The 12,579-nt window shown below is 42.9% G+C and carries 5 protein-coding genes; 3 read left to right on the top strand and 2 right to left on the bottom strand.

The features are described from left to right. The first annotated feature begins 178 nt into the window (after positions 1 to 178). The 3 genes from wecB (at position 179) to HFV01_RS02300 (ending at position 3,287) form a co-directional block, all read left to right on the top strand. The gene (gene wecB / locus HFV01_RS02310) at positions 179 to 1,297 is read left to right on the top strand and encodes a non-hydrolyzing UDP-N-acetylglucosamine 2-epimerase (protein ID WP_008055011.1); all 1,119 of its coding nucleotides are present in this window, start codon (positions 179 to 181) and stop codon (positions 1,295 to 1,297) included. A gap of 54 nt (positions 1,298 to 1,351) precedes the next feature. Continuing rightward, positions 1,352 to 2,380 (top strand): DNA cytosine methyltransferase, encoded by a 1,029-nt coding sequence (locus HFV01_RS02305; RefSeq protein ID WP_006623495.1) that lies wholly within the window; start codon positions 1,352 to 1,354, stop codon positions 2,378 to 2,380. A gap of 109 nt (positions 2,381 to 2,489) precedes the next feature. Further along, positions 2,490 to 3,287 carry an SAM hydrolase/SAM-dependent halogenase family protein gene (locus HFV01_RS02300; RefSeq protein WP_008055013.1) on the top strand — a complete coding sequence of 266 codons (798 nt, stop codon included), beginning with the start codon at positions 2,490 to 2,492 and terminating at the stop codon, positions 3,285 to 3,287. 2 nt (positions 3,288 to 3,289) lie between these two features. On the opposite strand, the gene HFV01_RS02295 is transcribed toward HFV01_RS02300, so the two are convergent. Beyond that, positions 3,290 to 11,335 (bottom strand): glycosyltransferase, encoded by an 8,046-nt coding sequence (locus HFV01_RS02295; protein WP_193520797.1) that lies wholly within the window; start codon positions 11,333 to 11,335, stop codon positions 3,290 to 3,292. An 8-nt stretch (positions 11,336 to 11,343) separates the two neighbouring features. Then, positions 11,344 to 12,384, bottom strand: a complete 1,041-nt coding sequence (locus HFV01_RS02290; protein WP_006669333.1) for an O-methyltransferase — start codon at positions 12,382 to 12,384, stop codon at positions 11,344 to 11,346. Positions 12,385 to 12,579 lie beyond the last annotated feature (195 nt).

The raw sequence follows: 12,579 nt of genomic DNA, 5'->3' as shown, positions 1-12,579 counted from the left end.
AGTTCTAGGTTATGGGGGGAGAATCCAGTGATAAGAATTGAGGCTAAGGGTTGATTTAAGCATTGGGGATCAAGCATTGTTAGGGGCATAGCCTATATTAGTCACTTGAATTTTATAACGGGACTTGATATTTTTTTGTATTGGTTTATACTTTTATTGTAACTCTATTTAATCAGAAATGTCAACATCAAAGTATCGAATTGGTATAGTATTTGGCACGAGACCAGAAGCGATTAAGATGGCCCCACTAGTCCAAAAGTTTCAACAAAATTGTAATTATGAAACCCGAGTGATTTTAACAGGTCAACATCGGGAGATGGTCCAGCAAGTGATGCAGCTTTTCGAGATCAAGGCCGATCGCAATCTGGAAATCATGCAGCACCAGCAAACCCTGACGGACATTACCTATCGTAGCTTACAAGGGTTAGGAAATATTTTTGAGCAAATCAAACCTGATATGGTTTTAGTCCAGGGGGATACTACAACAGCCTTTGCTGCGGCTTTAGCGGCCTTTTATCAAAAAATTCCTATTGGCCATGTCGAGGCAGGACTCCGAACTGATGACCTATTTAATCCCTATCCTGAAGAAGCGAACCGCCGTCTAATTTCTCAACTAACTAAATTACACTTTGCACCTACGGAGAAAGCGGTTGAAAACCTGAGAAAATCTGGGGTAGTCGGGGAAATTTATCAAACAGGAAATACAGTGATTGATGCTTTATTATCTGTGGCGAAAACCCAACCAAAATTAGATATTCCCAATCTCAACTTAGAAAAACATCGACTAATTTTAGCGACAGTTCACCGTCGAGAAAATTGGGGAGAACCCCTAGAGGGAATTGCGGAAGGATTTTTAAAAACTCTTGATCAGTATGCTGACACAATGATACTGCTACCCCTACACCGTAACCCGACGGTGAGGGAACCCCTACAGACAATGCTAGGAGGACATCCCCGGGTAATTCTCACGGAACCCCTAGATTATAGTCAACTGGTAGCAGCGATCGCTGATGCTTATTTAGTGCTGACGGACTCCGGTGGCCTCCAGGAAGAAGCACCGAGTTTAGGGAAGCCTGTGTTAGTGTTACGCAAAACTACGGAACGTCCAGAAGCGATCGCGGCTGGAACGGCTAAACTAATAGGAACTGACCCTCAAGATATCCTCAGAGCCACTAGCGAACTCCTGGGGGACCCAGAGGCTTACCAAAAAATGGCAACCGCTATTAACCCCTTTGGAGACGGTCACGCCGCCTCACGCATTATTCAACATATCGATGAGTATTTCAAGTCAGCTTAGGTTGAGTTGGCTTTAAACAAGTTTTGAATAGGCAGTAAATAATCGAAAAATACCATGTCAAACAGACTGAGTTATTGGGAATATTTAAACCAAGAATTAAAACTGAATGAAGATATACAATCTCAGTTAGTTGTTCTTGATTTATTTGCGGGTTGTGGTGGTTTTTCTCTAGGATTTAAAGCCGCAGGCTTTGAAACAATCGGTTATGAGATGTTAGCGGATGCTGCCGCCACGTATACTCGTAATCTTCAGGATATATGTTATTGTCAAACTTTAGAAATTGGTCAAGATTTATGCAATCATCCTGATGTGATTATAGGAGGTCCTCCCTGTCAACCGTTTAGTGTAGGTGGATTACAAAAAGGTCCTAGAGACTCTAGGGATGGCTTTCCGATTTTTCTAGATGCGATCGAACGATATCAGCCAGCAATAGCAATCTTTGAAAATGTGCGAGGAATGCTTTATAAAAATCGTCAGTATTTAGAGAAAATAGTTGCCGAACTTGAGAGACTGAATTATCGGGTTGACATCAAACTTATCAATGCTGTTAATTATGGTGTTCCACAAAAACGAGAACGCCTGTTTGTTGTGGCTTATCAAACAGCATGGCATTGGCCAGAAGCTGAAACCTTAGCTATGCCTTATACGGCTGGAGATGCTATTTATGATACGGCTTCTACCATTCCTATAGGGGCAAAATTTCTCACGCCTAGTATGCTAGAATATATTGGCAGATATGAAGCAAAATCTAAATGTGTTAAACCTAGGGATATTTACCTTGATATTCCTTGCCGAACTCTGACCTGTAGAAACCTATCAGGCGCAACCAGTGATATGTTGCGATTGTTATTACCAGATGGCCGCCGGAGACGTTTAACAGTTAGGGAAGCTGCGAGATTACAAAGTTTTCCCGATTGGTTTGAGTTGGTGGGTTCAGAAAATTCTCAGTTTAATCAAATTGGTAATGCTGTACCACCTTTGTTAGCCAAAGCGATCGCTAAATCTGTGAAAATGACACTGGAGAATAAACCATCTCCACCCACAGATTATTTTTCTCCTTATTGGTCAACGGGTTTAAACTGAACTACCTAATAAAAATCCAGACAAGCCGCCACCTAAGAATAGTCCTAAATACTACCATAAGTATCAAGCCCAAGAAACCCTAAATATTCCGAGACTAGGAGTGCTAAATATGTCTGTATCTGGTATAATTACACTATTAACAGACTTTGGTTTAAGTGATGTTTATGTGGGAGTAATGAAAGGGGTATTATCCCAAATTAACCCCCACCTAACTGTCATTGACTTAACCCATGAAATTCCGCCTCAAAATCTTATGGCGGCGAGGTTTTGTTTGATGAATGCTTACCCCTACTTTCCCCAAGGTACTGTTCACATGGCGGTAGTCGATCCGGGGGTGGGAACTGAACGAAAGGCGATCGCACTACAACTTCCTAACGGATATGTTGTCGGACCTGATAACGGCTTATTCGGGGGTTTAATTAAGCAGTATGGTGTAATTACAGCAGTAGAATTAACTAATCATCAATACTGGAGAAATTCCCAACCCAGCACTACTTTTCATGGTCGAGATATCTTGAGTCCTGTGGCTGCTTACCTCGCCTCTGGTGTGCCAATTCGGGATTTAGGTACTGTGATCAATTCTGATACCCTCATGTCCCTGTCAATGCCGAACTTGGAAATCACAGAAACCAGCATTAAAGGCAGTATTCAATATATCGATCACTTTGGGAATTTAATTACTAATATTCCGGGAGATATGGTAGCAGATAAATCCTGGAATGTTAGCTTTCCTGAATGCACCCCAAGTCCTAAAATTAGCAGCCATACAACCTATGGAGAAGTGCAACCAGGTCATCTTTTAACCCTCATTGGTTCCCACGGTTGGATAGAAATTGCGGCTAACGGAGATAGCGCCAAATCTCGTTTACAAATAGACTGGGGTGCGACAGTTATCATCAACTATTAAAATCAACTACTCAAGGGATTTTGCCAATTTTGATAATCCCGTTGCAGATAACTAGGAAGGCGAGATAGGTCTTGAATTTGCAGTTGTTCCGGCCGATAATATAGCATAGCCGCTATGAGATAATTAAGCGATCGCGGTGTATCTAAACCTTGTCGGAGATAGGTTCCTACTTGTTGTAGAAAATCCCATTCATGTTGGGTTAACATTTCATTTTGCAGGCGACTATTTAACAAACTCCGATAGCCATCACCGAGGGGACTCTGATACATCTCCTCTAACTTGTGTTCAGGTAAATTCAGCCAAAACTGTGCAAATTGCCACCGCAGTTGTCGCAATTCTACGGTGATATTAGTATCTGTGGGGTCGATCTTAAATAACTTGACACACCCAATTAATCGATTCACAAAAGTTGAGACATCTACAGCAGTGACAGTTGGTGTTACCTGGGGAGAATTAACAGGAGTTGACTGGGTTTTAGTGGTAGCTAAGGTTTGTTTAATTTGAGCGATCGCATCGGCATTTTCAAACACCCGCTGATAATCAGGAAGCAACCAAGCGGGTAAACGATTAACCGCATCTCGTACCAACATTTTACCAGGTTGAGAATACAACATCACCGCCATCAAACAATTAATTGCATGGGGTTCAGTCAGTCCCATAGCAGTCTTAGTCCAATGGTTAACTAATGCTTTTTCCTCATCATTGAGGGGTTCTTTTTTTAAGCCTCTATTGAGCAAAATTTGATAACCTTTACCTATCTGTTGTTGATAAAGAGTTTCTAATTGCTCTGCTGGTTGTCTTAACCAGTATTCTACCATACCACGACGGATTGTGTGTAATTTATTTACCACCATAGTATTAGTGGGGTCAAGTTCATAGAGATTAACTTGATCCACCAATTCGGATAAAAACCGCTGTTGTTTTTGGGGATTATCTAAATCTATAACTTGATGTTTGGATTGGTAATTTTGGAAGATTTGAGTTAACAAAGCTCCCATTTTCGCACCATAGGCGCGACTATCCAAAAATTCAGGATTAGCCGCCATTTTCTGTTGAATGGCTTGGCGTTTTAACTGTAGCAATTCAGGGGTATTTGCGAGGGTAACAGCCAAACTAATATAGGATGATTCATCGTCGGTAATTAAATCAGGAATACCAAGCGATCGCATCATAGCGGCACCATGTTTAGAACGCAAAGTATCTCCGTCTCTAACTACTACAGGTAATCCCACTTCTAGGGGATCTACTAAGGAGTTTGAGCCAGAATGGGGGTAGGAGTCTAAATAAATATCCCCCTGTTCTAAACAGGCTTTAACGTCGGTACGACTGGGGAGAGTTTTAATCAAAACTAAGCGTTTTTCTGCAACTCCGTATTTGCTCAAGGTGGCGTGCATTCGGCGGATAAATTGTGAACTAGCATAGTTATTACTCCAACTAGGAGCAAAGGGATAAAGCACTAAAATCGAATTAGGAACTTGAGCCAGAATTTTCACCCAGGTTTCCCCTTGTTCTGGGATAATTTTATAGAAATTTGCGCCGGACATAAAGACAATTGTTTGGTCATTGGCTCCCCATTGGCTGCGGTGAGGCTTAACGGTGGCGGGTTGAGGTGCGATCGCATAATAGTTAAAACAAAAGCCAGTTCCGTTGAGAACCGCTAAATTTTCTCGATAGAAATTAGGAGCCTCTGCACCCTCGGAAAGATGACCAGAAATATAATAATCAATATATCTCATTCCGGTAGTAACAGGTGATGAAAATAGGGTAGCTTGTACTCGCGCCAGTCGGTGTAATGCTAACAAGGTGACGGGTTTAGTAATGGCGGTTACATTAGTTCCGAATAGCAAAATATCGAGGTTATCAGCGCGAATAGTGGCTGCTTGTTCCAACTTATCATCAGGTAGTCTAACTAAACGGTCAGCGCGGGATCTACAGTATTGCTCTAGGGGATGATTGTTGGCTTGGGTAACATATAAAATAATCTCGAATTGTTCCCGATTGAGATATTCAAAAGCTGGTAATGTTAAGTAAGTTTCGGTTTGGGGGTTGAGATGGTCGTTAAGAATTCCTAGGCGAATTTTTTGGCGATCGCTCGGAGGTTCTGGGAAGGAGTAATCCAACTGAAAATCGCGGCTTTGTAGGAATAGATGAAACAACTCAGCGCGACTACAAAACAGAGGTTTTAAGTTAAAATCCGCGAAATAGTTCGGGATAAAATTACCCCTTTCTAGCAACATAGTTGTTAACTTTTGCCATAGGGGATAGTCTGGCTGCTGCTGGAGACGTTCCCGAACAAAATCTAATAACCGTATCCGATAGCGGGAGTAATTATCTGCGTCTCCAATTTCTTGGAATAGGGGGGGAACATCAAATAAAAATCTAAAATAGTCCTCAGCCAGCCAAGTGGGAATCAAAGACTCCTCAAAGGTAAGCATTAGCTGATCGGCACGACCATATAACATCCCAGCGAGTAAATACTGAAAAGTTTTCGGCTGCTTAAATCCTTGACTCAAATAGGATTTAATTTCCTGAAAATACAGGCGTTCATCATCACGGAAAATCTCGTTTTTGATACCAGAGTTTAGTAGCGACTTATGTGCTTGACCTAAATTCTCCTGATAAGCCTTGGGGAGTTGTTCGGTTTCTAATTTTAACCATAATTCTGCTAGGTGATGACGGAGCGATCGCAATTTATTTAAACCGTCGGAGTCCTGGGGATTATTTTGGTATTTTTGAACAGCTAAATCGACCTCTCTTGCCAGTTTTTGGGTATCTTGAACTGCATCAACTTCAGATTCTATAAATAGTGCGATTACCCCATCTCTTACTTGGGGAGATTGGCTCAACTTCAATCCAGCTTTAATTTGTGCGATCGCCTCAGTGGCTTGACCTGATTCTAAAAATTTTCGGGCAGTTTGCAGCGCGTATAAACTATAATTTTCTTGAGCTTGACGGGAAAGATGTGCCGTTTTATCTGGTGGTAAATACTCGGCAGAAATTTCAATTGAATGTTGCATATCAGCCATATCTTTTGCTTGTTTAATAGAGCGACTACTTGCTGACAAACTGTGCATTCGCCAGCAAGCCAAGGGGGTTGGTTGATAACCAACAGGGTAGTAACTGGCGATGCGTTTCCACATTTCCCAGTCCGCAGCATAACCCACCGGAGGATAAAACCCCCCCAGGTGTTCGTAAACGCTGCGTCGGACGACAATAGAGGGAAATTGAATTTCCTGGCGGACGGCAATTCGTTCCAGCCAATTATTCAAAATACCGGGGTTTTCCTGTTCTAAATTAGAGAGTAATTTAAACTTGCCGCTGTTGTCAATATAATAATGGCGACAGAACACAGCACCGACTTCGGGGAAAGCCTCAAAAACCTGTTGAATCTGGCGGTAAAATCCTGGTAATACTCGGTCATCTTGGTGCAGAATATGCACCCAATGACCGCGACTCCTATTAATGCAAGCATTCCAGTTTTCAACTAATCCCAAGTTGTGGGGTTGGCGGTAAAATTTAACGCGACCTCGACCCACAGTTTTGACGATCGCTTCTGTGTCTCCGGCGGTGGAACAGTCGTCAACAACTTCGATTTCGGTAGTCTGCGGATCTAGATCCTGTTCTAAAATACTATTGAGGGTTTCTTCCAAATAGGTATCGCCGTTATAAGTGGGAATCATAATCGACCACAGAGGACGATTTATGGAGTTAGAAACCGGAGGAATGGATGGAAATTTAGGGGATTTCATTGGAGATACTGGGTTACCGACAGATTCCAATTGACTCAGAATATTATAAGACCAAATGAACGCATCAACATTATACAATTTTGGGTGTAGTTGAATAATTCTAGCTTTCTGGATAGCTAAAGTTGTGCGATCGCTGCTGAAGGTTTGTAGTCGCGAACCAGAAGAATGCTGACGGTAGAAAAGATAGGGTTTCGGTAAACGGTATCCCAACCATCCAATTTCACAAGCGGAAATCCAAAATTCCCAATCTTCCCATCCCGCCTCCATGACGGTTTTAAAGCCTCCGATGTTCCGATAAATTTCGGCTCTAAATAAAGAGGTTACTGGTGCTTGATTTTGCTGCAAGAATGAGCGCAGGTCAAAATCTCCATGGCTGACGGTTTCGTGATTTTCCCCAAAGTGTTGAATGTCGCTATAGACAAAGCCAACTTGAGGATATTTAGACAAAATTTGACAGGCTTCTGCTATAAATTCGGGATGAATTTTATCATCTGCGTCTACACATAAAATCAATTCTCCCCGACTTTTGGAAAATCCCAGATTTCTGGCGCTGACAACTCCTCTATTTGGGGTTTCTATTAAGTTCAATTGACGATCGCCATATTTTTCCAGCCACCGTTTAACTACGGAACTTGTCTGATCTTGACTACCATCATTGATGATCCAACATTCCCAATTAGAATAAGTTTGAGCCACAACACTGGCGATCGCTTCATCCAAATATTGACCCTGGTTATAGCAAGGGATGATTATAGAAACCAGGGGTTCGTCTGAGTTCAGACCATGACTGTAAGAAACGGGTATAGAAGTTTGACGCTGGATAACTCGCTGAGTAATACCATATTGATTTAAAATTTGATTGAGTTCCAATTCAGCAGTGCGATCGGCATTTTCTAAACCGCGATCGTTCTGAAAATATAACCCCAAAATTTCTGGTATTTTAGCGATATTTTCAGTTTTACCAATTCTCAGCCAAAACTCATAATCTCCCGCTACTTTAAATTCTGGGTTAAAATTGCCATATTTTTGATGGAGAGATTTCCGCCACATAGGTTGAGAACCGAGACAGCAGCGGCGTTCTAATTCTTGATAACTAAACTCTGGCCAGTTCCAGCGTTGGTTAGCTTGGGTATTCTCAAAGGTTTCGTTGGGGTTGTGGGTGATAAGTTGATCGCCATATACTACGGCTACATCAGAATGCTGGTCTAAATAATTAGCCATTAATTCTAAAGCATCAAAACGGTGTCTATCATCAGTGTTAGCATTAGTTATATATTCCCCTTTGGCGAGTTCTATGGCTCGATTCCATGCGGCATAAAGGGTTTCTCGGTGTTCGGTGCGATGGTAGATAATTTGGGTATATTTAGCTTGAAACTCTGAAACTATTTGTTTCTCATTTTCCTCGGAGTTACTATCAATAACAATAATTTCTAGCTGCTGTTTATGGTATAATGTTTGACTAATTAAATCCTGCAAACATCCCCTTAGAAAATTAGCGGAGTTATAGGTAGAAATAATAGCGGAAACTCGGGGAGATGACTGAGATTTTGATTTTATTTTATCTACCTCTTTTTTTAAGGCGTTGCCAACTATTTTCGCCATTTTAGACCAAGAAAATTTTTGCGATCGCTCCAAACCTACCTCGATAAGTTGTTGTCGAATGTCGGCTTTTTGCACGTCTATCAAAGCCTTTACAAGACTGTCGATGTCGCGATCGCTGACATAAATAGCCGCCTCCCCAGCTACTTCTAAAAGAGAACTGTTGGGACAGGTAATCACCGCACACCCGCAAGCCATTGCCTCTACAATCGGCATTCCAAATCCTTCATATTTTGACGGATAAACCAAGGCGATCGCGCCGGAATATGCCGGCTTTAGTTCCGCGTCACTCAATTTTAAAATTTTCAGGTTACTTTCAGAAACATATTGCCCTAATTCCGGTTCCAGTGTCGGCTTCCCACCGACGCAGACAATTTCTAAATCTCGGCTATTTGACAAACGCGAAAAAGCTTGAAAAAATAAAATTGTGTTTTTGGCACTTTGCCAACCGATCCTTTCGCCGACGATTAAAAAATAGGGTTTTGAAATACCGTACTTTAACTTAAAATTGGCATTCTCTTCATCGCTAGCCGGAGAAAATTGGCTTTCGACTCCACAATGGGCGATCGTCACGGCATCGGGCAAAATTTTTGGAAAAAATCGAATCAAATCGCGAGCCGTATTTTCCGATATTGCAATGTAAGAAACCGCCCGCCGAATTCCCTCATGTTTTTCTCGCCATTCCCGACAGTTTAAATTTTGTCCGAAGACCTCTGGAATCATATCGTAAGCCATAAAAACAGATGGCGTAGAAACCGGAGTCGTATAATAAGTTGAGATCAACAGATCGGCTTTCTCTTCGTCGCAAACTCGCTGCAACATTTGCCGATCGCCCTCCGTGTTACGATAATCGTATTGAGGAATCACTCGATATCGAATTCCGGGGATCTGAGGTGCAGTTCCCCCCCGGTCTAAAACCAGAATGTTGTCAGCAAAACCGTCTTCAACCCACGCCGAAAAGAGCGACCGCCAAACCCTGGCAATTCCCGTATTATTTAATTGAAAGAAAACGCCGTCAACTATCACTTTTAAAGGACATCGGCTTCCGGCAGCATTTTTCGCAATTTCAATTTCCTTTAAATACTCCGCTTCGGTGAGTTGTCCGGGCTTTTTTCCGACTTTGATCTGGCACAGTTGAGCGAATAGACTCGGATCGACCTCTTTTTCCGTCAGCAAATGTAGGGAGTCCCCATAGGTATAAAAGTTGAGGTTAAACCGATGGGCTATAATGGACAACGCCTTCTCCGTGTAAATGGAAATATGCTGTCCCTCCGACAGGGCATAATACCACCAATCTCGGGGCTTGGGATTGTGATTCGGTAGCAGCTTTGTACTGAAAAAAAGGTGGCGGGAAAATCCGAGAATTTCTTCAATTTCATTCAGAGGATCTGCCAAATGCTCCACCACTTCAAAGGCCGTGACTAAATCGTATTTTTCTCCGATATTTTTACCCCCTTCAAAGCCTTGGTAAAATAGATTTTTGCAGTAGCGATCGCGCCCATAAAAATCGAATCCAGATTCTCGCATTAATCGGACAAACAAACCGTAACCGCAACCGTAATCGAGAAATTTTCCGCGCCGATTGAACAGTTTTAAAATCAAGTTTTCTGCGATTTGGGAAAATTCCATATTGCGGGCAACCAATCCCACGTCACTACCCGCGATAGGTTCCGAATAAGCCTCGGTCAACCAATAGGGATCTTCAGTTTGAATAAAACCGCAGTTGACACATTGAAAATAATCGACATCATATTTGTTTAAAATTTGGGCGCTATCAAAGAATTCAGAGGTAGATCCGCAAACCTTACACCGCGTCGTATTTTTTAGAGTAATTAGCCTCGGATTATGTTTACCAGAAAACATTATTTTTTCTGTAAATTCATCAGCTTTAAGGTGTGCTGATATCTGATGTGGGTGAACCATCGGAAACACCATCGATTTGGTTTCCATATTGGCAAATGGGCTCGGACTCGATGTATGAGTGGCACCCCGATCAAACCCAATATTAGAAATTAAATTGACGGCGGGTAAAATCGTCAAACCGTTGCGACTCCAGCAGGTCAATGTCCAAACATAAGCCCAGGAGTTAAAACCCCGATAATTATTTTCAAAAATATCCGACCAATATTTAACCGCTTCGGGGTCGGAAAAAAGCGTTTCTAGCCACTGACTGTCCCTGAGTTGCGGCCAGGAACTCATGCGATCGTCGTACTGTTGCCAAGCACGACGCCAAGTCGCCCAACCCCAGCAGTGGGGGTAGCGAGAAAAGTAATAACTATCCGCCGTGTATCGCCGTCCGAATTGGAAATTATCTCCGGAGATTGCCATAACTTTCGGTTCGCGATCGTACCGCTTTAACAGTTCCTCGCAAAAGGGAAAAAACGTCAGATCCGGGATGCAGTCATCTTCCAAAATTAGCGCCGATTCTACCCGTTCAAATGCCCAATTTAAACCGCCCGAAATCCGTCGCCGACATCCCAAATTTTCGGCTGAATAATTCCTCAAAATTTCGCAGTTCCAATCCACCCGTTCGACTATTTTTCGCGTCGCCTGACAGCGTTGCCAGTCCGACGGGCGATCGCTCCGGGGGCCGTCCGCAATCACCAATAATTGGCGCGGCTTGACCTGCCGGATTACCTCAAATACTCGTGCCGTGGTTTGAGGACGATTATAGATAATAAAAATAACAGGAGTTTCCATCACAATAATTACATTGAATCATATTGGCGATTGTGAGCTTCAGCATATCCCAAAGAAATTCCCAAACAGGAGCTTCGGGCGCTGGGCAGCGGGGCATTTTTTAAAAAGCTGTCATCTCGAAAGAAAATTGACGTGCAGGTTTTATAAGTTTGAGTGGGGACGAGTCCGAAAAAATCGATCCGCTTGAACCCGCCATTCATCAGATATTTGATGCCCCGATCGTAGATGTACCGATCGGTATTGTCAAAAATAATAAATCCCGTCGGTTTCAATTTAGAAATGCTGTGCATCGCGCACTGATTGCGGTTGATGCCGTCCACGACTACAATATCAAAGCTACAGTCAGGATAATCCAATATTTTAGCCGCATATTTCTCCTCATCTTCGATTAAGACAATCGAGGTGTTCGCCGTCAACCGATCGCGCAACTTTTCGTACCAACTCGGATCGCTTTCCACCGCGATCACCCGCGCCACCCGTTCTGCATACCATTGGGTCGAGTATCCGCTGCCATATTCAAACACATTAAAATTCGGTTTCAAATGATTTTCGACAAACTCGATAGCCGGATAATTATACCAGGGAATCGGCTGTCGCGCCCCGTTGACAGGTTCGAGAAGTTTGAGAGACTGAACCCATCCCGATGTCTCCAAATAATTCAAATTGGGTTGCGTCGCGCCGTCGATCAGGTGACGGCGGGTTTCCAGTTCCCGAATTTGCTGGCGACAGCGATCGCTTCGATCGCGATGCCCTTGCTGGCGATACAATTCTTCTAAACTGAGATAGACCTCGATCGCCTGGGGTTGCAGTTCTAGGGCTTGTTCGTAAGCCCGAATCGCCTTTTCTGTCTGATTTCCAGCTTGCAACACCCCCCCCAGGATGCAATAGGTCTGGAAACAGTCAGGCTGCAACTTGATCGCTTCGTGACAAATTGCGATCGCCGATTCTAATTTTCCCGCGGCCAGATCCGCCTTGGCCCGGGCGTTGAGTTGTGAAACCGCCACAGCTGTCGGAGGGCGATCGATATCGAGATGGGCAAGATTCCTCATGAGTCACTATATATTAAGTCAGATGTCGAGGCTCAACATCATAATAGTTCATAAAAATATAGTCAAATATGACACACCTTAATTTTGTCGGTGTTACCCGAACTGGGTGAACTACAACACCCTCTGTCCCATAGCTATTCGTCTCTATATTTTTTGTCTTGATGATTCTCATTAATAATTATCAACTTTTCACTC

It is taken from the genome of Limnospira fusiformis SAG 85.79 (assembly GCF_012516315.1).
GTDB classification, from domain to species: Bacteria; Cyanobacteriota; Cyanobacteriia; order Cyanobacteriales; family Microcoleaceae; genus Limnospira; species Limnospira fusiformis.
The sequence above is the reverse complement of the archived record's forward strand: the minus strand, read 5'-3'. Positions and strand labels throughout refer to the sequence as shown.

Bases quoted from the DNA above. Each gene is read 5' to 3' on its own strand.
- HFV01_RS02295 (WP_193520797.1), bottom strand. From the start codon at position 11,335: ATGGAAACTCCTGTTATTTTTATTATCTATAATCGTCCTCAAACCACG.
- wecB (WP_008055011.1), top strand. From the start codon at position 179: ATGTCAACATCAAAGTATCGAATTGGTATAGTATTTGGCACGAGACCA.
- HFV01_RS02290 (WP_006669333.1), bottom strand. From the start codon at position 12,384: ATGAGGAATCTTGCCCATCTCGATATCGATCGCCCTCCGACAGCTGTG.
- HFV01_RS02300 (WP_008055013.1), top strand. From the start codon at position 2,490: ATGTCTGTATCTGGTATAATTACACTATTAACAGACTTTGGTTTAAGT.
- HFV01_RS02305 (WP_006623495.1), top strand. From the start codon at position 1,352: ATGTCAAACAGACTGAGTTATTGGGAATATTTAAACCAAGAATTAAAA.